Annotated in this window: 25 protein-coding genes; 15 read left to right on the top strand and 10 right to left on the bottom strand. The window is 68.3% G+C overall.

Annotated elements, in window-relative coordinates; all coding sequences use genetic code 11:
• Nucleotides 1-28: 28 nt before the first annotated feature.
• Entirely contained in the window at nucleotides 29-736 is a 708-nt protein-coding gene (locus ACWDPV_RS13680; RefSeq protein ID WP_348805484.1) for a phosphatase PAP2 family protein, read from the top strand.
• A gap of 36 nt (nucleotides 737-772) precedes the next feature.
• Here ACWDPV_RS13680 and dinB read toward each other — a convergent pair whose 3' ends face one another.
• A complete protein-coding gene (gene dinB / locus ACWDPV_RS13675) occupies nucleotides 773-1,999 on the bottom strand; it encodes a DNA polymerase IV (protein WP_449743410.1) in 1,227 nt (408 codons plus the stop codon).
• An 82-nt stretch (nucleotides 2,000-2,081) separates the two neighbouring features.
• Nucleotides 2,082-3,374, bottom strand: coding sequence for an ion channel protein (locus tag ACWDPV_RS13670; protein WP_348805482.1), 1,293 nt, complete (start codon nucleotides 3,372-3,374; stop codon nucleotides 2,082-2,084).
• Between the two features lie 48 nt (nucleotides 3,375-3,422).
• Here ACWDPV_RS13670 and ACWDPV_RS13665 point away from each other — a divergent pair, with 48 nt between their 5' ends.
• A complete protein-coding gene (locus ACWDPV_RS13665) occupies nucleotides 3,423-4,595 on the top strand; it encodes a MalY/PatB family protein (protein WP_449743409.1) in 1,173 nt (390 codons plus the stop codon).
• A gap of 108 nt (nucleotides 4,596-4,703) precedes the next feature.
• Here ACWDPV_RS13665 and ACWDPV_RS13660 read toward each other — a convergent pair whose 3' ends face one another.
• Nucleotides 4,704-5,318, bottom strand: coding sequence for a class I SAM-dependent methyltransferase (locus ACWDPV_RS13660; RefSeq protein WP_449743408.1), 615 nt, complete (start codon nucleotides 5,316-5,318; stop codon nucleotides 4,704-4,706).
• Nucleotides 5,319-5,394: 76 nt separating this feature from the next.
• Between ACWDPV_RS13660 and ACWDPV_RS13655 the strand changes: the two genes are divergently transcribed.
• From ACWDPV_RS13655 to ACWDPV_RS13645, 3 genes are read left to right on the top strand one after another with little or no spacing between them, the layout of a single operon-like run.
• Complete coding sequence (locus ACWDPV_RS13655) at nucleotides 5,395-6,177, top strand: LLM class F420-dependent oxidoreductase (protein WP_449743407.1); 783 nt, start codon at nucleotides 5,395-5,397, stop codon at nucleotides 6,175-6,177.
• Between the two features lie 42 nt (nucleotides 6,178-6,219).
• Nucleotides 6,220-7,032 (top strand): DUF1295 domain-containing protein, encoded by an 813-nt coding sequence (locus ACWDPV_RS13650; protein WP_449743406.1) that lies wholly within the window; start codon nucleotides 6,220-6,222, stop codon nucleotides 7,030-7,032.
• A 39-nt stretch (nucleotides 7,033-7,071) separates the two neighbouring features.
• On the top strand, nucleotides 7,072-9,099 hold the full coding sequence (locus ACWDPV_RS13645; RefSeq protein WP_449743405.1) for a TPM domain-containing protein: 2,028 nt from the start codon (nucleotides 7,072-7,074) through the stop codon (nucleotides 9,097-9,099).
• 169 nt (nucleotides 9,100-9,268) lie between these two features.
• On the opposite strand, the gene ACWDPV_RS13640 is transcribed toward ACWDPV_RS13645, so the two are convergent.
• A complete protein-coding gene (locus ACWDPV_RS13640; RefSeq protein ID WP_449743404.1) occupies nucleotides 9,269-9,607 on the bottom strand; it encodes a PLD nuclease N-terminal domain-containing protein in 339 nt (112 codons plus the stop codon).
• A 58-nt stretch (nucleotides 9,608-9,665) separates the two neighbouring features.
• On the opposite strand from ACWDPV_RS13640, the gene ACWDPV_RS13635 reads away from it, so the two are divergent.
• On the top strand, nucleotides 9,666-10,148 hold the full coding sequence (locus ACWDPV_RS13635) for a MarR family winged helix-turn-helix transcriptional regulator (protein WP_449743480.1): 483 nt from the start codon (nucleotides 9,666-9,668) through the stop codon (nucleotides 10,146-10,148).
• A gap of 25 nt (nucleotides 10,149-10,173) precedes the next feature.
• Nucleotides 10,174-11,472: an MFS transporter gene (locus tag ACWDPV_RS13630; RefSeq protein WP_449743403.1), complete on the top strand. Its 1,299-nt coding sequence runs from the start codon at nucleotides 10,174-10,176 to the stop codon at nucleotides 11,470-11,472.
• A gap of 135 nt (nucleotides 11,473-11,607) precedes the next feature.
• Here the strand turns inward: ACWDPV_RS13630 and ggh are convergent, their stop codons facing one another.
• The gene (gene ggh, locus ACWDPV_RS13625) at nucleotides 11,608-12,948 is read right to left on the bottom strand and encodes a glucosylglycerate hydrolase (RefSeq protein WP_449743402.1); all 1,341 of its coding nucleotides are present in this window, start codon (nucleotides 12,946-12,948) and stop codon (nucleotides 11,608-11,610) included.
• 68 nt (nucleotides 12,949-13,016) lie between these two features.
• On the opposite strand from ggh, the gene ACWDPV_RS13620 reads away from it, so the two are divergent.
• Nucleotides 13,017-13,697 carry an SDR family oxidoreductase gene (locus tag ACWDPV_RS13620; protein WP_449743401.1) on the top strand — a complete coding sequence of 227 codons (681 nt, stop codon included), beginning with the start codon at nucleotides 13,017-13,019 and terminating at the stop codon, nucleotides 13,695-13,697.
• 12 nt (nucleotides 13,698-13,709) lie between these two features.
• On the opposite strand, the gene ACWDPV_RS13615 is transcribed toward ACWDPV_RS13620, so the two are convergent.
• The 3 genes from ACWDPV_RS13615 to ACWDPV_RS13605 are packed head-to-tail and all read right to left on the bottom strand — an operon-like array spanning nucleotide 13,710 to nucleotide 16,811.
• A complete protein-coding gene (locus ACWDPV_RS13615; RefSeq protein WP_449743400.1) occupies nucleotides 13,710-14,108 on the bottom strand; it encodes a nuclear transport factor 2 family protein in 399 nt (132 codons plus the stop codon).
• Between the two features lie 60 nt (nucleotides 14,109-14,168).
• Complete coding sequence (locus ACWDPV_RS13610) at nucleotides 14,169-15,341, bottom strand: thiolase family protein (protein WP_449743399.1); 1,173 nt, start codon at nucleotides 15,339-15,341, stop codon at nucleotides 14,169-14,171.
• 27 nt (nucleotides 15,342-15,368) lie between these two features.
• Entirely contained in the window at nucleotides 15,369-16,811 is a 1,443-nt protein-coding gene (locus tag ACWDPV_RS13605; RefSeq protein WP_449743398.1) for an MFS transporter, read from the bottom strand.
• A 55-nt stretch (nucleotides 16,812-16,866) separates the two neighbouring features.
• On the opposite strand from ACWDPV_RS13605, the gene ACWDPV_RS13600 reads away from it, so the two are divergent.
• The 7 genes from ACWDPV_RS13600 to ACWDPV_RS13570 all read left to right on the top strand — a co-directional run bounded on the left by ACWDPV_RS13600 (nucleotide 16,867) and on the right by ACWDPV_RS13570 (nucleotide 25,138).
• Nucleotides 16,867-17,358 (top strand): winged helix-turn-helix transcriptional regulator, encoded by a 492-nt coding sequence (locus ACWDPV_RS13600; protein WP_449743397.1) that lies wholly within the window; start codon nucleotides 16,867-16,869, stop codon nucleotides 17,356-17,358.
• A gap of 127 nt (nucleotides 17,359-17,485) precedes the next feature.
• The gene (locus tag ACWDPV_RS13595) at nucleotides 17,486-18,487 is read left to right on the top strand and encodes a hypothetical protein (RefSeq protein ID WP_449743396.1); all 1,002 of its coding nucleotides are present in this window, start codon (nucleotides 17,486-17,488) and stop codon (nucleotides 18,485-18,487) included.
• Nucleotides 18,484-19,167 carry a DUF4129 domain-containing protein gene (locus ACWDPV_RS13590; RefSeq protein WP_348805471.1) on the top strand — a complete coding sequence of 228 codons (684 nt, stop codon included), beginning with the start codon at nucleotides 18,484-18,486 and terminating at the stop codon, nucleotides 19,165-19,167. Before ACWDPV_RS13595 ends, ACWDPV_RS13590 begins: the two co-directional genes overlap by 4 nt.
• Nucleotides 19,164-20,471 carry a DUF4350 domain-containing protein gene (locus tag ACWDPV_RS13585; protein WP_449743395.1) on the top strand — a complete coding sequence of 436 codons (1,308 nt, stop codon included), beginning with the start codon at nucleotides 19,164-19,166 and terminating at the stop codon, nucleotides 20,469-20,471. Before ACWDPV_RS13590 ends, ACWDPV_RS13585 begins: the two co-directional genes overlap by 4 nt.
• Nucleotides 20,468-21,520: an AAA family ATPase gene (locus ACWDPV_RS13580; RefSeq protein ID WP_449743394.1), complete on the top strand. Its 1,053-nt coding sequence runs from the start codon at nucleotides 20,468-20,470 to the stop codon at nucleotides 21,518-21,520. The genes ACWDPV_RS13585 and ACWDPV_RS13580 overlap by 4 nt, the downstream gene beginning before the upstream one ends.
• Nucleotides 21,520-22,809, top strand: a complete 1,290-nt coding sequence (locus tag ACWDPV_RS13575) for a DUF58 domain-containing protein (protein WP_449743393.1) — start codon at nucleotides 21,520-21,522, stop codon at nucleotides 22,807-22,809. Before ACWDPV_RS13580 ends, ACWDPV_RS13575 begins: the two co-directional genes overlap by 1 nt.
• A gap of 268 nt (nucleotides 22,810-23,077) precedes the next feature.
• Complete coding sequence (locus ACWDPV_RS13570) at nucleotides 23,078-25,138, top strand: DUF222 domain-containing protein (protein WP_449743392.1); 2,061 nt, start codon at nucleotides 23,078-23,080, stop codon at nucleotides 25,136-25,138.
• A 25-nt stretch (nucleotides 25,139-25,163) separates the two neighbouring features.
• Here ACWDPV_RS13570 and ACWDPV_RS13565 read toward each other — a convergent pair whose 3' ends face one another.
• Both ACWDPV_RS13565 and ACWDPV_RS13560 read right to left on the bottom strand, forming a co-directional pair.
• Complete coding sequence (locus ACWDPV_RS13565) at nucleotides 25,164-25,691, bottom strand: GNAT family N-acetyltransferase (RefSeq protein ID WP_449743391.1); 528 nt, start codon at nucleotides 25,689-25,691, stop codon at nucleotides 25,164-25,166.
• A gap of 4 nt (nucleotides 25,692-25,695) precedes the next feature.
• Nucleotides 25,696-26,688, bottom strand: coding sequence for a stage II sporulation protein M (locus ACWDPV_RS13560; protein ID WP_449743390.1), 993 nt, complete (start codon nucleotides 26,686-26,688; stop codon nucleotides 25,696-25,698).
• Nucleotides 26,689-26,779: the final 91 nt, after the last annotated feature.

Here is a 26,779-nt window from a genome sequence, read left to right as displayed (position 1 = left end):
CTAAGCGTTGCCGCGCCACGCTGGTCACATGTCCGTGCTCAATGGCCGCCGCGTGTCGGCGGGTGTCCTGCTGTTGCTCGTCTGTCTGGTCGGCCTCGTCCTCGCGTTCCGGAGTGGGCCGATCGGCATCGACCGGGCGGTGATGACCTGGTTCGTCGATCATCGCAGCCACGCTGCGGTGCCGGCGGTGTCCGCGTTCTCCGACCTCTTCGGTCCACTCCTGGTTGCGGTGTGGACGCTGGCGATCGCCGTGCTGTTCTTCCTGCGGGATCGCACCGTCGGCCGTTCGACCGCCATCGTGGCGGGTGTCGCATGTGCGGCGGTGGTGACCGAGGTCGTCAAACTCGTTGTCGCACGACCCCGACCACCGATGATCGACCACGTGGGTATCAGCGAGATGACCTACTCCTACCCTTCCGGCCACGTGACCGGCACCACCGCACTCGCCCTGACGACCGCTGTCGTCGCGACCGCCACCTCCGGCCGCCGCGCGAAGGTGTGGGCGGTGTCGGTGGCTGCTCTCGTCGGTGTCATCGGGGCCGCAACGCGCCTGTACCTCGGCGTCCACTGGTTCTCGGACGTCCTCGCGGCGTTCGCGGTGGCTACCGCGTCCGCGCTGGTGGTGCCCGGGGCGACCGACGCCGCGTTGCGTGAGATCCGCCGACGACTTCCGGCCACCCCGCCCGACTGGCTTGCCCCGGCCACCCGGCAGGCGGTCCCCACCCGAGGGCGCTGACCTGCGTCTGCCGGCGGTGCACGGGAAGCACCTGCCTCAGTCCGGCAGCATGGGCGCGTCGTCGCCGTGATGGCGGCCGAGCAGGACGCCGCGGGTCAGCGCATCACGACCGAATCGATCACGCAGAGCGTCCATGGTGGCGTCGAGGTCGGAGGCGTGGAGTTCACCGGCCGGGACGTCGTCGAACGGGAGGGCCAGTTGCGGGGTGTCGGCGTCGTCGAGGTTGGCGAGACTGACTCCGATCAGGGTGCAGCCGCGCTCGACGATCAGCGGCCGGGCGGCGTCGAAGAGCCCCCGCGCGCAGTCCATCAGCAGGTCGGTGCGGTCGGTGGCCTCGGGCAGGGTGCGCGACCGGGTGACGGCGGTGAAGTCATGGAACCGTAAGCGCAGCACCATGGTCCGGCAGTAGCGGTCGGCGTTGCGCAACCGTTTGCCGAGCCGGTCGACGATGGCGATCAGGGTGGCCTCGATGTCGGCGGCGGATCTGTGCCCACGGCCGAGCGCACGCTGCGAACCGATCGAGCTGCGGCGGCGGCCCGTCTCGACCCGACGCGGATCATGCGCGAGCGACAACGCGAACAGGTGCCGACCGGCACCGCCACCGACGATGCGGCACAACGACTTCTCGCCGATGCGAGCCATGTCGCCGACGGTGGTGATGCCCGCGTCGGCGAGCTTGGCCTCGGTGACCGGGCCGACTCCCCACAGACGCCGGACCGGCAACGGATGCAGGAACTCCAGTTCCCGGCCCGCCTCGACCTCGAGGAGACCGTCCGGCTTGCCGACCGCACTGGCCACCTTCGCGAGAAACTTGCTGCGCGCTACCCCGACGGTGATGGGCAGCCCTACCTCGACGCGAACGCGGGACCTCAGGGCTTCGGCGATCTGAACGGGAGTTCCCGCGGTGCGGCGCAGGCCCGCGACGTCGAGGAAGGCCTCGTCCACGGAGATGCCCTCGACCAGCGGCGTCGTGTCCCGGAAGATCTCGAATACCTCGCGGCTGGCCTGCATGTAGTCGTCGAAGCGGGGCCGCACCACCACCGCGTCGGGACACAAGGCGAGGGCGTCGCGGCCGCCCATCGGGCTCCGGACGCCGCGGGCCCTGGCCTCGTAACTGGCGGCGAGCACCACCCCACCGCCGACGAGCACCGGACGTCCACGCAGCGACGGGTCGTCACGCTGTTCGACCGAGGCGTAGAACGAGTCGAGGTCGGCGTGCAGGATCGATGCGTCCGGTCGGTCGGCGGTGTGGATGCGGCCCATCGTGTCACTCCCGTCGAGTCAACCCTGCATCGGATCGAACAGATAGGCGAATGATACCCGGCGCGTCCGACACGGTGGATGCTCAGCCCGTCGCGGACCGGGCCCGCTCCTCGTCGGTCGTCGCGCGCAATTCGGGAGCGTTGGCCACGACGAGCCACGCGGCGAGCGTCGCGAGGAGCACCGGAACAACCAGATTCCATTGCGGCACCACCGCGAGCGCGATGAACAGGCTCACCCAGCCGTTACGGGTGGCGGCCACCACGATGCCGGCCGTGGCGGCGGCGACGGCGTCGACCAGCGGGATGGACGTCCAGATCGTGTGGATACCGAAACCGAGTGCGACGCCGATGAAGACGGCCGGGAAGATCCGGCCGCCACGGAAACCGGCGGCCGCGGCGATCAGCAGGGCGAGGAGTTTGATACCGGCCATCACGAAGAAGCCCAGGGCGGTCGTCGAGCCGAGTTCCCCGGGTAGTTCCTTGGCCTGATCGAGGCCCTTGAACAGGGTGATCTCGCCGCCGAGTGCGCCGAGTGCGCCCAGCGCGAGTCCGGCGAGCGTCAGCAGCAGCACCGGGTTGGCGATCCGGTGCATCAGTCGGTGCAGCGGGTCGAAGACGAACGCGGCGACCACACCGAGCGCGGCCGCCACGACGGCGACGCCAATGGCGACGAGCACGTCGCGCAGACCGTCGAAGGAGTCGTCGGGCAGGCCGATCGACAGGCTCAGATCGGTGAATCGCAACATCACGAACGATCCGGTGGCGGCGGCCACCAGCGGCAGATACAGCCTGTTCCACAACGGGATACGCGAGTCCCCGGCATTGACCTCGGACAGCATCAGCGCCGCGGCCACCGGGGTACCGAACAGCGCGCCGATGGTGGCCGCGGTGGACAGTCCCAGCCAACGCTCGCCGCCCAGTGCGGGCAGCACCCGGACACCGATGGCGACGATGAGCGCGGCGTTGATCGCCATGATCGGGTTCTCCGGGCCCAGACTGACACCTCCGGCGAGGGTGAGCACCGTGGCGACGGTCAATCCGGGTACCGCGGACGGCGGCAGGGGACGCGACACCAGTTCGACGGTGGCCGGATCCTCGCCGGCGTGGCCGGGTGCGTACCGGATGACCAGGCCGACGAGCAGGCCGGTCGCCGTCAGGATCGTCAGCGTCCACCACCAGGTGTCGGCGGTGGCGCCGACCGTCGACGCGAGGTCGTCCCAGATGAGTCGCTGCAGGAACTCGGCCAGCGCCGAGATGCCCCACAGGCCGAGCGCGCAGACGGCGCCGACGGCGAGGGCCACCGGCGTCAGGGCAAGGAGCCGGCCGACTGGTACCCGCACCGACCCCTCGGTGGATGGCTCTGGCGTTTCACTCACAGAGCGATTGTGGTCGATTGGGTAGACGGATTGGGTAGACAGGTGGACATGCACCCGCAATCCTCCCGTCCCGTTGCGCCTCCACTGTCCGAGTTGCGACGCCGGACCAGTGCGAAGTGGCGCACCTATCCCGACGACGTGCTGCCGTTGTTCGTCGCGGAGATGGACTACGGACTCGCGCCGGTGGTCGCCGAGGCGATGGTGGATCTGATCCGGACCTCGGATCTGGGCTACGCCGAGTCCGCGGGCCCGGCCGGTCCGGCGTTCGCCGGGTTCGCGCGACGACGATGGGGCTGGGACGTCGCACCCGAGGACGTGCACCCGACCACCGACGTGAGCGTGGTGATCGTCGAAGCCCTGCGGGTGGCGATCACCCCCGGTGACCCGGTGATCATCACGCCGCCGGTGTATCCGCCGTTCTTCGATCTCATTCCCGAGGCCGGCGGGCAGCCGGTGACGGTGCCGCTCGTGCGCGATGACGCCCGGACGACTGGACATCGTCTTGATCTGGACGGGATCTCGGCCGCCTTCGCGGCCGGGGCTCGCGCAATCCTGTTGTGCCATCCGCACAATCCGCTCGGGCTGGTCCACCCGCGCGGCGACCTCGAGGCGCTGGCCGAATTGGCCGCCGAGCACGGGGCGGTGGTGCTCAGCGACGAGATCCACGCGCCGCTGGTGCATCCCGGAACCGAGTTCGTCCCGTTCCTGGCGGTGAGCGACACGGCGCGCGAGGTCGGGATCGCGGCGGAGTCGGCGAGCAAGGCGTTCAATCTCGCCGGTGCGAAATGTGCGCTGACCGTCGTCGGCAGCAACCCGATGCGCGCGCTGATCGACCGGCAACCCGAGGAGGTCGCGTTCCGCACCAGCATCCTCGGGCGGGCCGCGACCGCGGCGGCCTTCGAGCACGGCGACGACTGGCTCGACGCCACCCTCGAGGTGATCGGCGAGAGTTTCGAACTGCTGGATCAGCTTGTTGCACAGCATCTTCCCCAGGTCCGGTGGCAACGTCCGGCCGCGTCCTACCTGGCCTGGCTGGACTTGCGGGCCACCGGTCTCGGTGACGACCCCGGCATCCCCATCCTCGACGACGGCCGCGTCGCCCTGCACCGCGGACCGGCCTTCGGCGTGCAGGGCAACGGCTTTGCTCGACTCAACGTCGCCTGCTCGGCGGAGGTGCTCACCGAGGCGGTCGAGCGGATCGGGCGGGTGGTCGGCGGGTAGGTGGCGCAGTCACTGCGTGGGAGAGCGCTGTCAGCGTGGACGCGAGCGCTGTCAGCGTGGACGCGAGCGCTGTCAATGAACAAGCCAGCGCCGAACAAGCAAGCGCCGTCAGCTCCGCTGCGCTCGCAGCACCACGTCGTTGATGTGGTGTCCACCGCCGGCGGGCCGCCCCCGTTCCCGGGTCTCGTGGGTGTGGATCGTCCAACCGTCACCCAGCATCGCGGCGACGTCGCCGGGCTGGACGTAGTCGTCCGGGTCGAAGCCGTGGGCCCGCACACCTTCGGGCGCGTGCGCGACGACGAGTAACGTCCCACCCGGCCCGACCGCGTCGATCAGCCTGCGCGCGACGTGGACGTCGGTGGCCTTGATCGGGAAGTAGTGCGCGGTCACCAGCCCGAAGTCGCGGCCGGGGACATCGTCGGTGGTGAGATCGGCGCGGACCCAGGTGATGGACGAGCGCGGGTCGATCTCGCGGGCACGGTCGATGGCGACCTGGGAGATGTCGAGGGCGATGACCTGCCAGCCGTGGTCGGCCAGCCAACGCGCATCTGCCCCCTCGCCCGATCCCACCTCCAGCGCGGTACCCGGCGTGAGGTCCGAAACCTCAACGGGCAGGGCCGGATTGACGTCTGATGTCCACAGCTTCCCGGCGTCGCGGTACCGGGCATCCCATTCGTCGGCACTGTGTGGATTGACATCTTTGTGGTGATTCTCGGTGGTCATGACGCCACTGTGGCATGACGTCGCGACGCCGTCGAGGGACCTTGCGCACTCGGCAAGAACAGGCAGACTGGTGCGTATGGCCTTCCCCATTCGTATCGGTGTCCAGATCCAGCCCCAGCATGCCCCCGACTACTCACTCATCCGTGATGCGGTCCTGCGCGCCGAAGACGCCGGCGTTGACGTCGTCTTCAACTGGGACCACTTCTATCCGCTGTACGGTGACCCCGACGGCGCCCACTTCGAATGTTGGACGATGCTCGGGGCGTGGGCGGAACAGACCGAGCGCGTCGAGATCGGCGCCCTGGTGACCTGCAACTCCTACCGCAATCCCGAACTGCTCGCCGACATGGCGCGCACGGTCGACCACATCTCCGGGGGTCGCCTCATCCTGGGTATCGGCGCCGGGTGGTTCCAGAAGGACTACGACGAGTACGGCTACGAGTTCGGCACCGCCGGAAGCCGACTCGCCGACCTCAGCGAGGCGTTGCCGCGTATCGACGCGCGCCTCAAGAAGCTCAACCCCGCGCCGACCCGCCACATCCCCGTCCTCATCGGCGGCAGTGGCGAGAAGAAGACCCTGCGTTATGTCGCCGAGTACGGCGACGCCTGGCATGGCTTCAACGACGTCGAGACCTACCGACACAAGTCGAAGGTGCTCGCCGAGCACTGCGCCGCGGTCGGTCGTGACCCGGAGACCATCGAGCGGTCGGCGGGCGTGCAGTTCACCGGCGATGTCGACGAGTTGTTGCGCAACGCCGATGCGATCAGTGCCGAAGGCGTGACGTTGCTGACCGTCGGGATCACCGGACCCGACTACGACATGACCGCTCTGCAGGCGCTGACTCGCTGGCGCGGCTGACAAGTCACGGCTGATAAGTCACGGCTGGGAAGTATTGAGGCGATGCCGGCGATCTGGGTGGTGGCGATCATCGCGGCCGCGGTCTGCGTGTGCTGTTGGGTGGCGTCGCTGATCACCGGCGACACCTCGTGGGTCGACCGCATCTGGTCGGTGGTGCCCGTCGTCTACCTGTGGGTCTTCTGCGGCACTGCCGGATTCGACGACACGCGCCTGCTGGTGATGGCGATCCTGGTGACCCTGTGGGGCGTGCGGTTGACGTTCAACTTCGCGCGCCGCGGCGGGTACACGGGTACGGAGGACTACCGCTGGCAGATCCTGCGTTCGAAGATGAGTCGCAGTCAGTTCTGGCTGTTCAACCTCTTCTTCATCGTCATCTACCAGAATCTGCTGCTGGTATTGATCACGTTGCCGGCCAACACCGCATTGCATCATCAGGGCGGTTTCGGTGTGCTCGACGTTGTCCTGGCCGCACTGTTCCTGGCCTTTCTGGCTGGCGAGACCGTCGCCGACCAGCAGCAGTGGGCATTTCACCGTCGCAAGGCGGCGACCGTCGCGGCAGGTCGGGAACCGGAATCCCGGTTCCTGCGCACCGGCCTGTTCCGCTTCTGCCGGCACCCGAACTACTTCTGCGAGCAGGCGCAGTGGTGGGTGATCTACGTGTTCGGGGCGTCGGCGGCGGGTTCGGTGTTGCAACCGAGCATCGTCGGCGCGGTGCTGCTGACCGTGTTGTTCATCGGATCGACGAGGTTCACCGAGTCGGTCACCCTGTCCAAGTACCCGGAGTACGCCGAGTACCAGCGCAGCACCTTCGGATACTTTCCGCTGCCACCGCGCAGACACACGCAGGTTGCCTGACCCACCGATCCGGTCGGGGGTAGTGACTATCTTGTTCCCATGGGTTGCGCACGAGTGTCCGGACCTGTCCGTGCCGCGCTGACTGTGGTGGTGAGCGCCGCCGCGTTGCTGCTGTGCCTGCTCACCGCCGGTTTCGCGGCCGCCGAACCGCCGACCCGGCTTCCCGAGCCGGTGTCCGACCCGGCCGACGTGCTCACCGAATCCCAACGCGCCGATGTCGAGCGGGCCGTCGACGAACTCTCCGACAAGCACAACGTGCAGCTGTGGGTGGTGTACGTGAAGACCTTCGACGGTCTGGACACCACGACCTGGGCGCAACAGACGATCGCACTCAGTGAGCTCGGCAATCAGGATCTGCTGCTCGCGGTTGCGACCGACGACCGCGCCTACCGGTTCGCCGTTCCCGACAACGCCTCGACCGCCGATCTGACCAACGAGGATCTGGCATCGATCGCGCAGGACGACATCGTCCCCGCGCTACGCCGTCAGGACTGGGCCGGGGCGGCGATCGGCGCGGCCAACGGGGTCAGCTCGACCCTCGATCCGTCCTACACCGGCTACCTGGTGGCCGGCGGGGTCGGCGCGGTCGCGGTGGTCGGCGGCGGTGGGGCGTGGGCCTACTCGCGGCGTCGCAAGCGCCAACAGGTCGAGGCCGGTGTGGAGGCCGTACGGGATCAGGAACTGACCGCCGATCAGCTGGCGGCGCAGCCGCTGGAGGTGCTCGATCCGTGGTCGCGGGAGGTGCTCACCGACACCGACAACGCGATCCGCACCAGCGACGAGGAACTCCGGCTGGCGGTCGGCGAGTTCGGCGAAGGGCAGACGACGCCGTTCCGGGCGGCGGTCGACGCCGCCAAGGCGGCGCTCGCGTCGTCGTTCGCGCTGCGGCAACGTCTCGACGACAACATCCCCGAGACCCCCGACGAACAGCGCTCGATGCTGGTGCAGATCATCACCACCTGCACCGACGCCGACCGCGCCCTCGACGAGCAGGTCACCGCGTTCGACGAGATGCGCAACCTGCTGATCAACGCGCCGGCGCGGTTCGACGAGCTCACCCGCAGGGTCGTCGACCTGCATACCCGGGCTGATGCGGCCGAGGAGCAGTTGAGGGGACTCGTCGCCCGGCACGGTGAGCAGACGTGCACCTCGATCCTGCAGAATGTGGTGCTCGCGCGGCAGGAGATCGAGTTCGCCGAGCGCAGTGCCGATCAGGGCCGGTCGGCCATCGCCCGCCCGGCCGGTGAGCAGGGACCGGCCGTCGCCGACATCCGAGCCGCCGAGGGCGCGATCGCCCAGGCCGACAAACTCCTCGACGCCATCGACAACGCCGAGGGCAACATCGCCGCCGCGCACAGCCGGATGGGTTCGCTGATCGCCGAGGTGGAGGGTGAGATCGCGGAGGCCGCCGCACTGACCGCCGACGGCGGGCCGGGCCTGGCGACCGCGGTGACAGCGGCGTCGACGGCATTGTCGGATGCGAAAACTCGGTCGGACAGTGACCTGCTCGGCACCTTCACCGCTCTCGTCGACGCCGACGCCGACCTCGATGATGCGCTGGAAGCGGCGCGTGGCGCGGCCGCCGAACGCACCCGCCGCGCCGAGGTCCTGTCGGCGGCACTGACCGGCGCCGAGGCCAAGGTGTCGGCGGCGCGGGACTTCATCGGCACCCGGCGCGGTGCCGTGCAGTCGGTGGCACGCACCCGGCTGTCGGAATCCGAACGGCTCCTGCAGGCCGCGCGCGACGCGTCGGCCACCGATCCGTCCACCGCGACCGACTCGGCGCGACGTGCCGGTGCCCTCGCCGATCAGGCGCTGATGGCGGCCCAGGGTGACGTGGTCAGCTGGCAGCAGGGGCAGCAGGGGCAGCAGCGCTCGTCCGGGTCGTCGGCGGCCGGGGCGGTCCTCGGCGGCATCCTCGTGGACAGCTTCCTGCGCGGCAGCATGCGCGGCGGCGGTTTCGGAGGTGGATTCGGCGGCGGTGGCTACACCAGCGGCGGGCGCAGTCCCGGGTCGTTCGGCGGGTCGTCGAGTTCGGGTCGGATCGGGGTCGGCGGGCGGTTCTGATCGGCAAGGTACTGCTTCGGATGATCATTCGCGACACCAACGTCGTCTCCGAGCTCATGGGCACAGAGCTCATGGGCACAGTGCCCGATGCCCGGGTTCGAGTGGGTGGACCGACCCATCGGGCGGTGACCGCAGCCGTCCCTCCTGCCACGCCCGTGTTCGCGTCGGGCTACGTCGCGGAATCCGGGGACGACGAAGCGGGATCGGCATCGGCGGGCGGACCATCATCGGCACCGGAAGCCGGTTCGGATCGGAGCTTCGGGGGTGCACTGGGCACCGGTGTGGCCTGCTGCCGTCCCCACACGAAGTAGGCGATCGGGCCGAGGAAGTTGACGAAGCTCGCCGCGACCCACGCCCCCTTGGGTCCGCGCACCAGGTAGTCGGGCCGCAACCACAGGTCGCGCAGCGCGGCCACCTGCAGGGCGATCTGTGCTGTCGCGCCACCGATGATCAGCGCTCGCGAACGGGTGGACAGTTTGGTGAACCGCTTCTTTCGACGTCGTGTCATATGTCACAGTAGTCCCGCTTTTACTTCGATACTCTAAGTATTAGAGTCACGAAGTGTGATGGCGACCAAGGACGACAACGTCGCAGTGGCCCGGCGGCTGCGGCCCGCGGTCACCCGGCTGTACCTGATGATGCGTCGCCACACCCCGATCCCCGAGTACACCGCGGCACAGGCATCCGGCATGGCCACCCTGCTCGACCACGGACCGATGCGGATGGGCGAGTTCGCCGACCGCGAATCGATCCGGATGCCGACCGCCACCAGCCTCATCGACGGGCTCATCCGCAACGGGCTGGTGCAACGCGAACGCGATCCGGCCGACCGCCGTGCGGTTCTGGTGTCGGTGACCGATCACGGTCATGCGGTCCTCGACCGGGTTCGAGCCCAACGCGATGACGCCCTGGCCGTCGCCATCGCAGCGCTCTCCGACGACGACCGCGCCGCGCTGGCCGCCGCCGCACCGGCCCTGCAGGCCCTCCACGAATCCCTTGAGGGCGCTGTGCAATCGAAGAACGCGCAATCCAAGACCGTCCACCGATAAAGACACACCGTCAGCGAGGAGAACAATGACCACCACCTCGACGACGCCGGCCCAGAGTTCCGACGCCGCAGCATCTTCCGACCAGCCCCACGACGAGCACTCGTTGCTCGCGACCTTTGCCCGGCAACCGAGAACCGTCTGGGTGACCGCCTTCGCCGCGGTCATCGCGTTCATGGGCATCGGCCTGGTCGACCCGATCCTCAACAGCATCGCCGAGGCGCTCAACGCCCCGCCGGACAAGCTGACCCTGCTCTTCGGTGTCTACGTCGGCGTGCAGTGCGTCGCCATGCTGATCACCGGATGGTCGGCGTATCGGTTCGGTCCCAAGCGCACCCTGACCGCGGGTCTGACGCTCATCGTCGTCGCCGCGGGAATCTCGGCCTTCGCCAACGGAATCGACCAGCTCATCGCCTACCGCGTCATCTGGGGATTGGGTAATGCCCTGTTCATCGCGACGGCCCTGGCCTTCATCGTCAGCTCCGCCAAGGGCAGTCAGCACGGCGCGATCATGCTCTACGAGGCGGCGCTCGGCGTCGGCCTGGCCGTCGGCCCGCTGCTGGGTGCGATCCTCGGATCGTGGACCTGGCGTGCGCCTTTCGGCGGTACCGCCATCCTGATGTTGATCGGCGCCATCCTGTGTGCGGTGATGTTGCCCGCCGACGGCCCGCGCGCCGAACGCCAACCCGTGCGGATCATCGATCCCCTCAAGGCACTTCGCAACCGCACCCTGCTGATCACCTCGATCGGTTCGGCCTTCTACACCGGTGCCCTGTTCACCGTCATCGCGTGGGCCCCGATTGCCATGGGGCTCAAGCCGATCTGGGCCGGACTCATCTTCTTCGGCTGGGGTCTGCTGACCGCGCTGGCCGGTGTGTTCGTGGCTCCACGCCTTGCCGAGAAGATCGGTCAGCGCGGTGGTGTGATGACCGCGATCGCCACCTACGCCGTCGTCATGGCCCTGGCCGGGGTCGGCACCTTCACCGACCAGGTCTGGCTGATCGGTCTGGCCGTCGTCCTCTCGGGTATCCCGTCGGGCGTGCTCAACACACTGTTCACCGGTGTCGCCATGTCGTCCGGTGACGCGAGCACCCCGCGGTCGGTGTCGAGTGCCGGCTACTCGTTCCTGCGCTGGGCCGGCGCCGCGGTCGCCGCTGTGCTCGTCGCCCATCTGGCCGAGTGGTTCTCGTCGGTGGCCGCTCCGTGGTGGTTCGCCGCCGGATACTGCGTCATCGCCGTCATCGCGGTGAGTTTCGTGACCACCAAGGCCGCCGAATCGCATGACGTCGACGAGGAAGCCGCCCTGATCGGGGCCGAGGAGTACTGAGCCGTACCACTGCCGATACAACCGGGATGAGTAGCAGCAGCAACGTCAATCTTTGACGCGAGCAGCGCTATTCGTCCCGGTTGTATTCGCCTGTCCCCATACCCCTGCCCCATTCCCCGTGTCTTACCGAGTGGATCAGTCCAGCCAGTCCAGCACCGACGCCGCGGTCCAGCTCTGCTGCATACTGCCGAGCGGTTCCCCGGTGAACGGTTCGTAGTACTCGGCGAACGCACCGTCGGTGGCCTGCCGCAACCCCTCGTCGCGCAGCCGGGCCGAGCGTTCCGGCCAGCCGCGCCGCGCGAACGCCCAACTGAATAGCCACGTCATCACCGGCCACACCGGGCCACGCCAGTACTCCCGCGGCCGGAAGTCGTTGGAGATCGGCGACGTCGACGGCGGTACGGCGTAGCGCAGGTCGGGGTGACCGCAGAACCGTGGGCCGTCGAACAGGCGCATCAGCGCGCGCTCGGAATCTCGGGACAGTCCACCGCACAACAACGGTGCGAACTGCGCGATCGTTTCGGTGGTGATCCACCTGTTCGCACGGAGATCGAAATCCCTTGCGGCACCGTTTCTCTCGTTGGAGGCCGCGACCACGCCGGCCCGGAACCGATCCGCCCAGGCCCGCAGATCGCGGACATCGGCGCGCGGCTTCGAGTAGTCCTCGCCGATCGTCGCGAGGACGTCACACGCGAGCGCGAAGATCGCGCTGACGAAGACGTCCTCGACGGCGAAGCTCATCACCTTGGGGAGCAGATCGTCGTCGTAGTTGGCGCGCTTCATCTCCTCGACGAGCCAGATGTAGCGGTCGTATTCGAGGTCGGTCGGTCGCATCGACAGGTCGGAGACGTGGTCGAGGTCGGCGCGCTGGAACGGTGGGAGGTCGTCACCCGGCGTGACACCCGCGTAGGGCTTGTCCCAGCGCGGGGAGTTGTCCATCCCGGATTCCCACCCGTGATAAATGGTGATGCGGCCCCGGCCGTTGGGGTCACGGGCGTGCGCGAGCCATCGATGCCACCGCACCAGCGAACCCCACCGGCGGTCGATGAACTCGTTGGCCACCTGCCGCGTGGTGCGCCCATGACGACGCGAGTGATCGAGGATCCGCTGCACCGCGATCGCGTGCACCGGCGGCTGGGTGATGCCGGAGGTGTCGGGGTAATCCGGCGAACAATCGGCCAGCCGCGCGCACTCCCACCGACGTGGACCCGGGAAGTAGCCGTCGCGTCCGTTGGCGAACACGATGTGCGGGATCATCCCGTTGGTCCACTGCGCCGAGAGCAGCGTATCCATCTCGATGACGGCGCGCTCCACCGACAACGGGGCCAACCCGACCGTGACGAACGCCGCATCCCAGCTCCACATATGGGGGTAGAGCCGGGGTGCGGCACTGGTCATCGTGCCCAAGTCATTGCCCCGCAGCAGGTACGCGGCACGCGCCGCGAGCTGCGTCGGGGTGAATCCATAGCGCGCCACGCGTCGATTCTGCCCCGCGGACCCCGATGCCGCCGGGCGAGCGCACCGGAGCCCCTAGGCTTGACCCCATGCCCACCGCACTGATCACCGGCGCGAGCCGCGGCCTCGGTGCCGAGATCGCCCGGCAACTCGCCCCCACCCACGACCTGCTGCTCGGCGGCCGACCGTCGGCCGAGCTGGATACGTTGACCACGCAACTCGACGGCGCCTCCACCTTCCCGGTGGAGCTGACCGACCACGACGCCGTCGAGGCCGCCACGGAGGCCATCACCTCCCTCGACGTCCTGGTGCACAACGCCGGGGTGGGCAGCAGCCTGTCGCCGGTCGGCGAGACACCCGCCGACGAGTGGCGCCACATCCTCGAGGTGAACCTGATCGCCGCGGCCGAACTCACCCGCCTGCTGCTCCCCGCGCTGCGCGCGGCGGGCGGGCACGTCATCTTCATCAACTCCGGCGCCGGTCAACGCGCCAATCCCGGGTGGGCGCCGTACGCGGCGAGCAAATTCGGGCTACGGGCCCTTGCCGACGCCCTGCGGGCCGAGGAACCGGACCTGCGCGTCACCTCGGTCTTCCCCGGCCGCATCGACACCGACATGCAACGCGACCTCATCGCCATCGAGGGCAAGGAGTACGACGCATCGCAGTTCCTCGCCCCGGCGACGGTGGCCGCGGCCGTGCTGATGGCGATCCACACACCCGCCGACGCCCACCCCACCGAGATCGTGCTGCGGCCGACCGGACGTCAGTGATGCGTCAGGGCGTCACAGCTGGACCAGGTCGGAGGCCTGCCACACCGCACGCATCGAGGTGATCTTGCCGTCGGCGTCAAACACCATGATGTCGACCGGGGTGATCTCGAAGCGCATCCCGGCGGTGCCGGTGACCAGGGTGAACTCGAAGACCGCGGTGTCGCCGGCGATCTTCTTCCACTTCAGGGTCGCGGTGCGCTCGTCCATGCCGGTGATCACCGAGTAGAACTCCACCAGCTGCTCGCGGGTGTCGCGGATGTCGGCGCCGATCGGGTCCTCGACGGTGGCGTCGGCGGCGTACAGATCGGCGATCTGTTCGGCGGTGCCACTGGTGAGGTACTCGATGTAGTTCTCGACGACGGCGTTGATCTTGTCGCTGAGTTCGGCTGCGGTGTCCTGCTCGACGGTCATGGGTGCCCTTCCGGGGAAACGAGAACGTGTTCTAGTTTCACGGTAGCAGTCGCACGCCGCTCAGCCGAGCCGTTCGTAGATCGTCGCGTTGGCCAGACCGCCCGCCTCGCACATCGTCTGCAGCACGTACCGGCCACCGGTCTGCTCGAGGGCGTTGATCGCCGTCGTCGCCAATCGCGCGCCGCTGGCACCGAGTGGGTGGCCGATCGCGATCGCTCCGCCGTGCACGTTGACCCGATCGAGGTGGACGCCGAGGTCGCGTGCCCAGGCCAGCACCACCGGCGCGAACGCCTCGTTGACCTCGAACAGGTCGATGTCGGCGAGAGCCAGTCCGGCCTTCGCCAGCACCTTGCGGGTGGCCGGGATGATCGCGGTGAGCATCAACAGCGGATCGTCGCCGGCGACCGCCATCGTGTGCACCCGCACGCGCGGGCGCAGGCCGAGCGCAGCGGCCCGCTCCTCGCTCATCACCAGCACGGCCGCCGAGCCGTCACTGATTTGGCTCGCGTTGGCCGCCGAGATCACCCAGTCGATCTCGGGGAACCGCACCCCCATCGCCGGGTCGTGGTAGGCCGGAGGCAGCGCGGACAGTTGACCGAGGGTGGAGCCGACCCTGATTCCCTCGTCGGCGGTGAGCCCGGCCAGGGGTGCGATCTCGTTGTCAAAACGTCCGTCCTTGGTTGCGGCGGCTGCCAATTCGTGTGAGCGCAGCGAGTACTCGTCGACGGCCGACTTGGCAATGCCCCAGCGCACCGCGATCAGCTCCGCGGAGATCCCCTGTCCCACAAGCCCGTCGGGGTAACGCGCGTCGAAGGCGACTCCATTGGGATCGCTGACACCTTGAGCAGCCGATCCCATGGGCACCCGCGACATGGATTCCACTCCGGCCGCGACGACGACGTCGTTGACACCGGCCATGATGCTCTGCGCGGCAAAGGCGATCGCCTGTTGTCCACTTCCGCATTGTCGGTCAACGGTGACACCCGGAACCGACTCGGGGTATCCCGCGGCGAGCAAGCCGCGACGGGCGATGTTGAAAGACTGCTCACCGACCTGGGTGACCGCCCCGGTGATCACGTCGTCGATGTCGGACGGTTCGATTCCGTTGCGCGACACGATCTCTCGAAGGGAGTGCGCGAGCAGGTCAACGGGATGCACGTCGTGCAGAGCTCCGGAGGGCTTACCCTTGCCGACCGGGGTTCGGACGGCGTCGACGATGACGGCAGTGGTCATGATGGATCTCCTTGCATCAGTGGGTTACTACATACGGGGGTTGCTCGGGTCCCGGCGATCGCCGGGGACGGGTGTGGTGGCAGTGAGCGGGTCGCCGGCCGGAGTCGTGACCGTGACCCCGGCGTAGGCGACCAACGCGGCGGCCCCGGCGATGGCTGCGATGATCCACCACGAGACGCAGCGCGCGAGTCCACCGGCGAGGACGGCGACGAGCACACTCGTGCCGATCGTGGTGCCGAACTGTCTGCCCATGGTGACGACGGCGCTCCCGCGCGCCGCCATGTCCATCGACAGTCGCTGCGTTGCGCCCGCCAGCAGGGCTGGGATGGTCAGTCCCACGCCGATTCCACCGAGAAGCCATCCCGGCAGGAAGCAGGCTGCGTACGAACCATGAAGCGCGGCAATAGACGTGGAAACACCGATCACGATGCTGCCGGCGGCCCAGATCAGCGATCCGAGTGCGGCGAGCGGCCACGGCGAGATATGTGCCGCCCGACGGCCGACCAGCACCGTCACCACCGGCACCATCAACGGTCCGGGCGCGATGGCGAGTCCGCTGAGCAGCACCGAATAGCCCCAGTCCTGCTGCAGCAACAGGATGGCGTTGAGGAGTCCGGCGGCGAATGCGACGCTGAAGATCAGCATCGCGATCGTACCGACGGTGAACCGTCGATCGTCGAACAGTTGCCGTGGGACGAGTGCCTCGGCCGCCCGGCGATCGGCGACGACGAAGACGGCCGCAGAGAGCACTGCCGCCACGAGCACCGCGATCGACGACGGAGAGCCCCAGCCCCAACTGTCGCCGTTGATCAGATACAAAACCGCCAGAGCACTCGCCGCCCCCAACAGCACCGAACACATCAGCGTTCGCACCACCGAGCCCGGAGCTCGTCGGCGTTGCGCGGATGCCGGATCCTTCGCGAACACGCCCAGCGCGAGCAGGACGAAGGCGATCCCCAGCGGCACGTTGATCACGAACGCCATGCGCCAACTGATCTCGACGAGGACGCCACCGACCACCGGGCCCAGTGCCGCCGCCATGCCCGACGTCGCCGCCCAGATCCGCATGCCCGCCGCGCGGCGGTGGGCCGGTAGCGAGGTGACCAGCAGCGACATGCTCGCGGGTGTCAGCGCTGCCGCGCCGACCGCCTGCAGCACGCGCGCGCCGATCAGCACACCGAGCGTCGGTGCCGCGGCCGCCAGTGCCGAGCCGGCCGTGAACACGAGGACACCGGTGATGAATCCGCGGCGGTTGCCCACCCGATCGCTCCACGATCCGAGTGGGACGAGCAGCGCGGCGAAGGTGATCGCGTACGCCGACAACGTCCAGCTGATCGTGCCCAGGCCGGCACCGGGGAATTCGTGTGCGAGCTGATCGAAGGCGACGTTGACGACGAACAGGTCGAGTGCAACCAGAAAGGGTGCCCCGCACGCTACCGTCAGCAGCCACTTCTGACTATGGGATCTCATAGTCAGATGTCTACACCCTGACTATTGCACGGTCAAGTCAGAGTAGGATGGGTTCATGAATCTGACGGGGCCCCTCACCGACCGCGACAGCTGGAAGGCTCGGCACTGCTCCATCGACAAGGCCATGGGCGTCGTCGGCACCCGGTCGGCGATGCTGATCCTGCGTGAGGCCTTCTACGGCGCAACCAGATTCGACGAGTTCGCCCGGCGGGTCGGCATCACCGACGCCGTCGCCTCGGCGCGATTGCGGGAGCTCACCGACGCCGGCATCTTCGTCAAGGTCCCCTACCGCGAGCCGGGCAGCCGCGTGCGTAACGAGTACCAACTCACCGAGATGGGCCGTGACCTGCTCCCCGTCGTCCTCGGGCTGATGCAGTGGGGCAACCGGTACCTGCAGGACGACGGTGGACCGCTGCGGCTCAATGCCGTCGACGACGGCACTCCCGTCACCGTCGAGGTCCGCTCCGCCGACGGGGAGCGACTCGGCTCCGACGACATCGCCGTCTCCGTCGCACCCCACGTCATGCGATCAAACGATCGGGACTGACGCCACGTCGGCAGGCGGGGCAGGGTTGGGTGTTTGATATGTTCGCCGACACGTTGGCGAACGCCGACTGTGCTCGACCGAACCGGGGATCACGCGCGACCCCGACGACCCGCTGGGAGGAGCCGCGATGACCTACCCATCGGGTCCGCAAGGGGGTTCGGCGCAGAGTGGTCCGGTGCAGTGGGGATCGGCCATCGGCGGGCCGCAACCACCACCGGTGTGGCAGCAGCCGACACCCGCGCACAAGCCCGGCGTCGTGCCGCTGCGGCCGCTCGACACACGTGACCTGATCGACGCCACGTTCTCGGCGATCCGATTCTTCCCCGGCATCACCTTCGGGATCACGGCCGGTCTCACCGCTCTCCTGACCGTCGTCTCGGCCGTCCTCGCCGCAGTGATCGTCACCGTCGAATCCGGCGGACATCCCGACCTCACGTCGTGGTTGGGCGCGATGGACAACGACTGGGCGAACTCACTGATCGGCGCGGCGGTCGTGGCCCTGGCGGCCGGCCCCCTGGCCTACCCGCTCAACGCCGCCGCGGTCGGCGTGCGCACGACGTGGGCGGAGCTGTGGGCTCAGGTCCGTCCCGTCGGCGGGCACATCCTGGCGGTGGCGCTGGTGCTGTGCGGGGTGTTCTGCATTCCCGACGTCGTCGTCCTCGCCCTCGATTCGCTGACGGGCGGCGACGACGATCTCGTCGTCGCGGCCATCCTCCTCGTCGGTGTCGCGGCGATCATCCCGACCATCTGGGTCACCGTGCGGATCGCACTCGCCCCGGCGGCGGTGGTGATCGAACGGCTCGGCCCGCTCGCCGCGATCCGCCGGTCCGCGACGCTGACGCACCGATCCTTCTGGCGCTACTTCGTTGTGCTGCTCCTCATCTGGATCCTCTCCGGGATCATCAACGGGGTGCTGGGTATGGCATCGGAGATGATCTCCGATGCCACCGGAAGCGGCGGGGTGGCCGCCCTCGTCTCCGCAGCGGTTCTGGTACCGCTGATCACCGCGCTGGTCTCCCCCGTCGAGGCGATCGCGACGTCGCTGCTGCACGTCGACGCCCGGATCCGGCGCGAGGGCTACGACCAACAACTCGCCCAGATCGCCGCCGCGCGGGGAGGCCCGCGATGAGCGGCTCGATCATCCTTCTCGCCGACGGACTCTCGCCTGACAACGACCAGGCCCGCCAGTGGGCCCGCGACGAGTTGTCGGGATCGCGCTATCAGCCCCCACAACCCGGTCTGCTCGACCGACTCGCCGACGGGCTCTCGCGCTGGTTCACCGACCGGGTCGGGGATCTGCTCTGGTCGGATGCGAGTGTCGCCACGATCATCGGGGTCGTGCTGGGGCTGCTCGTCCTCGCATTGATCGTCTACGCGCTACTCTTCGTCCGCCGCACGCCACGCTCCGATTCCGACGCCGAGGTCGGTCCGGTCCTGGGCGGTGACCCGTTGTCGGCCAAAGAGTTTCGTCGCAAGGCCGAGGAGATGCTCGCCGCCGGCGATCACGACGGATGTGTACGCGAGGCGATGCGTGCGCTGACCCGGCGCTCCGCCGAACGGGGTGTGCTGCGCGACGCCCCGTCGCTGACCGCACACGAGGTGGCGGTGCGCCTGCGCACGCCGTTCCCCGACCACGGACGCGAACTCACCTACGCGGCCAACCTGTTCGACGCGGTGGTCTACGGATACCGGCACGCCACCGCCGAGCAGGCCCGCCTCGTCCTCGATCTCGATGAGTCCCTGCGCGCGACCCGGCCGGCGACGTCGACGACACCCGCTGCCGTCGAGGGATTCGCGGTGCCGCGATGACCACCGACGTCTCTGCCGGAGGCACCGCCACCGCATCGACGGGCCCGGTGCCGGCCCCGCCCCGCCGGAACCGCCGGCGGGCCCTGTGGATCTGGTTGCCGATTGCCGCGGTCATCCTGATCATCGTCGCGATCCTGGCCATCGTCGCCGTCGGGGGGTCCGCCGACGAACGCGGCAACTCAGTCCCCGGCGATCCGGGCAATTACGGCGGGAACGGTTCCAGTGCACTCGCGAACATCATCGGTGACCACGGCGGCGACGTGAAGGTCGTTCGCGGACTTGCCGATCTGACGGTCACCCCGAAACCCGACGGCGACACCACCGTCGTGGTCACCAACACGCCGGCGATGACCGCCGAAACCGCCCGGGCGTTTGCCGAGCGGGTCCGGGGCGCGAGGCGGGTGGTGCTCGTCGACGCGAACGATACGGTGCTGGACGCCCTCGGTCTCCCGGTGACCGAGTGGAGCAGTGTGGTCTTCGGCCAGTCGGGCATCCGCGCGGACTGCAGCGTCGCCGGAATCGAACCGACCGATACGGTGACGCCGTCGACCGCCCACTACGTGGCCACCGATGCGTCGTCGACCGTGTCGTGCTTCCCGTCCGGGTCGGCCAACGATCCGGCGGCGGGAACACCCGGTGCCGAGGTGGTGGTCGCCGATCCCTCGGCCGACCTGCCCGAGACGATCGTGATGACCGGCGCGATGACCACCAATTCCAGCCTGGCCGACGTCGACAATGCCGGGGTCACCGTGCGCACCATGGCCACCGGCGACAACGTGCTCTGGTACGTTCCCCTGCCCTCCGATCGTGTCGAGAGCGAGGACGACGATGAGGACTCCGTTCTCCCGTCGATCGTCTGGCCGTTGTTCTTCCTCGCCTTCTTCGTCACGATCGCCGTCTCGCTGTGGCGCGGCCGCCGATTCGGACCACTTGTCGCCGAACCACTTCCGGCCGTCGTCAAGGCCATCGAGACGACCCGGTCACGGGGACGCCTCTACCGCAAGGCCGCCGACGCCGGGCGTGCCGCCGCAATCCTGCGCGTCCACACCACCGCGTCGATCGCCCGCTACGTCGGCCTGGCCTACGACCCGGTCCGGGCACTCGACGCGATCTCCTCGGACACACCGATCGAGCACGACCCGGCACTGGATTCCGTCGTTGCCGCCGTCGCGTCGGCGACCGGACGCGACTCCCGACAGGTCGCCGCGCTGCTGGTCGGCCCACTCCCCACCGACGACACCCAGCTGGCGCAGTTCACCTCCGACCTGACCGACCTCGAGAAGGAAGTTCGACGCACACCATGACCTCTGAACCCGCGACCCCTCACCCCACTGCGCACTCCGAGCCCACCGTCTCCGTCGCCAAGGACGCCGCCGGAGCCCAGGACACTGCCGGAGCCGCAGCCCGCGATCCACGCCAGGCCCTGGGTGCGGTCCGCGCCGAGGTCGCCAAAGCGGTTGTCGGACAAGACCCGGCCGTCGCCGGCATCCTCATCGCGCTGCTGTGCCGTGGTCACATCCTGCTCGAAGGTGTTCCGGGAGTGGCGAAAACCCTGCTGGTGCGATCGGTGGCGCAGGCGTTGGCGGTGGACACCAAACGGGTGCAATTCACCCCGGATCTGATGCCCGGTGACGTCACCGGGTCGCTGATCTTCGACAACGCCACCTCCGAGTTCACCTTCCGGCCCGGTCCGGTCTTCACTAACCTGCTTCTCGCCGACGAGATCAACCGCACCCCACCCAAGACCCAGGCCTCGTTGCTGGAGGCGATGGAGGAACGTCAAGTCTCCGTCGACGGTGTGCCGCGGCCGCTGCCCGACCCGTTCCTGGTGGCGGCCACCCAGAATCCCGTCGAGTACGAGGGCACCTATCCGCTGCCCGAGGCCCAGTTGGACCGGTTCCTCCTGAAGGTCACGTTGCCGATCCCGCCGCGCGACGACGAGATCACCGTATTGAGCAGGCACGCAGCCGGATTCAATCCGCGTGACCTGACCGCCGCGGGCCTGCGACCGGTGGCCTCGGCGGCCGACATCGTCGCCGGCGCCGACGCGATCCGACACGTGGCGGTGGCGCCGGCGATCGCCGCCTACATCGTCGACATCGCGCGCGCCACCCGCAGTTCACCGTCGCTGGCGTTGGGGGTCAGTCCGCGTGGTGCCACCGCATTGTTGTCCACGAGCCGTGCCTGGGCGTGGCTGTCCGGCCGTGACTTCGTCACCCCGGACGACGTCAAGGCACTCGCGCAATCGACTCTGGCCCATCGGCTCTCGTTGCGTCCGGAGGCGGAGTTGGAGGGCGTCTCGGTGGCCGCGGTGCTCGACGCCGCGATCAACTCGGTACCGGTCCCGCGCTGATGGTGCTGACCGGCCGCTTCGTCGCCCTCCTCTCGCTGGGCATCATTCCTGCGGTGGTGTTCCCCCACGTGTGGGTGGTGTTGCTGTGGGTGTTCGCCTGCGCGGTGGTGATGGCGGTCGATCTGCTCGCGGCCGGTTCGACGGCGCTGCGACTGTATCGCCTTCCGTCGGCACCAATCCGTCTCGGTGCTGCCGGTTCGTCGGTGATCGTCGCCGAGAATGTCGGGACCCGGAGATTCAGAGGGCGGCTGCGTGATTCGTGGCAGCCCTCGGCCGGGGTGCGGTCCGGTGAGCACGACCTCGACATCCCGCCGGGCGAGCGCCGGGAACTGACCACCGTTCTGGTGCCGGTGCGCCGCGGTGATCGGCTCGCGGTACGCGCGACCATCCGACGCCCCGGTCCGCTCGGCCTGGCCGCACGACAGCACAGCTATCCTCTGCCCGGGGTGATTCGTGCCCTGCCACCATTCAATTCACGCAAGCACCTCCCCTCACGCCTGGCCCGGCTACGCCAGCTCGACGGTCGGTCGGCCGTGCGTATCCGCGGTCAGGGCACCGAATTCGATTCGCTGCGTGACTATGTCGAAGGTGACGACGTCCGCAGCATCGACTGGCGCGCGACGGCACGCCGACGCTCGGTGGTCGTGCGTACCTGGCAGCCGGAGAAGGACCGCCACATCATCATCGTGCTGGACACCTCCCGGACCTCCGCGGCACGCGTCGGTGACGCGCCCCGCCTCGACGCGGCGATGGATGCGGCACTGCTGTTGTCGGCGTTGGCCGCCCACGCCGGTGATCGGGTCGACCTGATCGCCGGTGACAGGGTGATCCACCGACGTGTCGTCGGGTCGCCGCGCACCACCCTGCTCGGCGACCTGGTCAACGCGATGACCGAGCTGCAACCGGCTCTGTTGGAAGCGGATTGGCCGTTGTTGGCCGCCGAGGTCACCACGCTCACGCGGCAGCGGGCGTTGGTGGTGCTGCTGACGCCGCTCGAACCGGCCGCGGTGGAGGAATCGCTGCTCGCTCCGTTGTCGGTGCTCGCGTTGCGGCACAAGGTGATCATCGGCTCGGTCCGCGACCCGGCGGTGGAGGAGATGAGTGCGCGACGCGACGACGCCGCCGAGATCTACGAGGCAGCCGCGGCGGCGCGCACCCTGATGGTGCGTGAACGGACCGAATCGGCGCTGGGACGCATCGGGGTCGACGTGGTCGATGCCGATCCCGAACACCTCCCGGCCGCTCTGGCCGATCACTACCTGGTGCTCAAGTCACGCGGGCTGTTGTAGCAGTTTCGGTGGGGCCCTTCGTGATTCGATGCGCGGCCGAGTGCCGACGATCCTGCGAGTAGGAGTATTCGCCGGACCGAGCGGGTCGCGGTCGGGGCCACCGTCCGTCACCCGACGTCGGGCGCGGAGCTGAGTTGTCCCCAGAAGTCGATTGGTCCACAGATGGGGTGGCCGATCGTCGGCGTGAACGGTTTTGTCGGTGGCCGTCTTTACAATGATGGTCAGATCGAAGAGAGCTTCGACGGTCATCTTGTTCGAGGGGGCGAGGGTGAGCAGCATTCCATGGAGCGCGCGGATTCGTGGGGATGTGCGCGACGCGTTGTTGAAGCAGGGGCCGTCGCCGTGGCCGGGGTTGCCGCCGGAGTTTCTGTTCGGGGTGGATCCGGATCGGTTGGATCAGCATTCGATCAACGAGGTGTTGGTCGCGATGACCGAGTTGGATCGGTGCCGTTCCTATATGGCGTGGCTGGATTCGTATTTCACCGCGTATGTGGTGAGGTGTCTGACCGACCGGCCGTTGGACGAGTCGGCGGAGTACGCGCAGATCGCGGCCGAACACATCTCCCGCACCCGCAACCTGGCGATGGTGACCACCCGGCGGATGCTGGATGAGGCGATCGTGATGGCCACCCGCCTGCCGAAGACGGGGCGGGCACTACGCGAGGGGCGGATCAGCCACAGCCAGTTCCGGACCCTGATCGACCGCACCAACCTGCTCGATCCGGGGCCGGCCTTGCATCCGAACACCGCGCTGGTCGACGCAGCGATCGCCGAGCGGTTGTTCAGCAGGCAGGGGCAGTGGCCGGCGACGAGTTTGCGGGACATGGTCGACAAGATCGTGTTCCAGCATGCTCCGGACGCCGTGCGGGAACCGCGGAAACGGAACCTGGACAAGCGGGGTGTGTTCACTCATTTCGAGGGGGATGGGACCGGGGAGATCACCGGCACCATGTCCGCGGAGAACATCACGATCGCGGAGAAGACGATCGCCGCCCTGGCCGACTGCGCCTGCCGGAAAGACCCGCGGACGCGGCGGCAACGCCAGGCCGATGCCATGTACTCGTTGTTGTCGGGGACGCAGTTCGCGTGTGAATGCGGCAAAGAGGACTGCCCCGCCGACATTCCGGAGCCGGGCTGTATTCCGGATGTGCAGATCGTGCTGCACGTCATCGCCGATGAGACCACCGCTGCGGCGATCGAGGAACGCCAACAGGAACAGGAGCGCCAGGAACAGGAGCGCCAGGCGCAAGGACGGGGACGGTCCGATGCCGGCGACGAATCCGGTGGAGGTGCACGCCAATCGGTAGTTCAGTCGCGCCGTACGGAATCGAAGCCCGCATCCGAGCCGGATCTCGAGCCTGAGCTCGAGAAGGAACCCGAGCCCGAGCCGGCCACGCATACCGACACGCGTGCGGTGCAGATGACTCTGCCCGACGAATGCGGCTCGGACGCCGAGAGCGCAAGCGCAGAAACGGATGTCGCTGCGGAACCGCCACCCGAACCCGCCGACGATGGACCTCCCGATTCGGCGCCCGACGATGACACGGACGCCGCGCCCGCCGACGCCGAATCCCGCTCGGGCAGCACCGTTTCGGCCGCCGAGATGCCGATCGACGGGAACCTCGGCTACCTCGTCGGGCAGGGTGCGGTCATCCCCGAGCAGATCCTCGATCTGATCAGCCGATACCCGACCACGATCCGACGGATGGTGCCCAAGGGCGTGAATCCCGAGGACGTCGAACTCCCGTCGGCGTTGCCGTCGGATCCATACCGACTGTCGACGGCGTTGGACACATTCATCCGGATGCGTCACGGTGAGTGCGTCATCCCCGCCTGCCGGGGTAGTGCCTTCGACGGCGATTGTGATCACGTGCACGAATACGACCACGAGCACCCCGAACTCGGTGGACAGACCACCCCCGACGGGCTGAACGCCAAGTGCCGTGGACATCACCTGCAGAAAACGCACTCCCGCTGGCTCGATGACCAGTACCGCGACGAGAACGGACGGCTGGTCACCGTCTTCACCACGCCGGAAGGGCTGAACATTCCGGGGCCGGCGGAAACCCTCGAAGACTTCTTCGGCGGGTTGCGTCGCTACCGGTTCGCCGACCCACCAGCCGCACCACCGGCACCACGGGAACCCGGGGTCATCCCCACCAGCAAGCGGGATCGGCTCGCCGCCAAGTACGAACGGCGACGCCGCGAACGCGAACGCAACCGGACCCGCATCGCCGATGGCGTCGACCCTTTGAACCCGCCACGCCCGAGACGACGCAAGAAGCGATACCCCGTCGTGCCTGATGACGGCGCACCACCACCCTTCTGAGGTGACTCCGATCAGCTACTGAATGTCACAGCTCATCGAAGGGTGCGGCGTACCGAAACGTGCCGCGGATCGGCGATTCCGATTGCCCCTCCGGGATTCGCAGTGCCTGAAAGTGCCTACCCCACTCGGGGTCCGGTGCTTCGATCCCCAGGTCGGCGGCCGTCCGGAAGCCGAACCGGGCGTAGTACTCGGGATCGCCGAGCAACGCGAGGACGTGCTCGCCGGCGGCCGCCGCGTCGTCGATCAGCCGCGTCATGAGGGCCGAACCGATGCCACCGCCCTGGGCGTGCGGGATGACCGCGAGGGGCCCGATGCCGATCGCGGGATCGTCGCCGACCCAGCCGCGGGTGCCGATCACGAAGCCGACGATCTCACCGTCGTCGACGGCGACGAGCGACAGAGCGAGCAGATAGCCGTCGTCGGCGAACAACGCGTCGGTCAACGCGGCCTCGACCGCGTCCTCCCCATCGGTGCCGTCGTCGAAGGCCGCCAAAATGATGTCCCGGATACGGGGTCGATCCTGCGGCTGCTCCCGGCGGATATCGATCGTCATCGACTCATGCCACCGGCGCCATGAAATCGCGGTCGGCGGCGTCGATGTCGCCGCGCTCGCCGTCGTTGTACGCCCACCGCCCCAGCGTGAAGACGTAGACGAAGAAGCCGATCCACACCGTCACCCCGACGCCGATACGAGCCCAGGTGGGCAACGGCGACGGCGTGACGAAGGCCTCGATGATGCCAGTGATCAGCAGCAGCCCCACCAGTCCGAGCGCGATGCCGATGGCGGCGCGGCCCTGCGCGGCCAGCGACTGCAACCTCGGTATGTCGCCGGGCGCCACCCACGCCCAGAAGACGCGGAGTCCGACGCCGGCGGCCACGAACAGGCAGGTCATCTCCAGCAGCCCATGTGGGGTGATGAGGCCGAAGAACACGTCGGCGCGGCCGTGCCGGATCATGATCGACGCGGTGACGGCGATGTTGAGCACGTTGCTCCACAGCACCATGATCACCGGTAGCCCGAAGACCCCGAAGGCGATACAGGTGGCCGCGAGCCAGAAGTTGTTGGACCACACGCGAAATGCGAATGAGGTTGCCGCGTGCTCGGAGTAGTAGTTCGCGAAGTCGTTGTTGACGAGTTCTTCGATCTCCTGTGGTGAGCCGAAGCTGGTCTCCACCCGCGGATGATCGAGGAACCACCACGTCAACGCCACCATCGCGAGCACCGAGGTGATCATCGTCGTCAGCCACCACCAGCGGGTCGCATACAACGCGGCCGGGAAGGTGCGTCCGAGGTAGCGCCCCACCGTCGCCCAGGCTCCGAGTTTGACCCCGGCCGCCCGCGACCTCGCCCGGGCCAGGAGCGACGACAGGTATCCGACGAGCGCAGGGTCGGGGGCGCTGGATCGGATCACCGAGAGGTGCGTCGCCACCTTCTGATACTCATCGATCATCTCGTCGGCCTCCGAGCCGGAGAGCCGACGCCGACGCGACAATTCGTCGAGTCGGTCCCAGGTCGGCTTCTTGGCCGCTACGTAGGCGTCGAGATCCACGCCGACATGGTAGTGGCTGCGATGTCGGATGCGGCCGTTCCAGCGGCGGCGTCGTCATTCAGGCGGTTGGCACGCGCTGCCGCGGACGACG

The sequence above is a fragment of the Gordonia sp. NPDC003504 genome (genome assembly GCF_053587995.1).
This window is presented reverse-complemented; position numbering and strand designations above follow the sequence as displayed.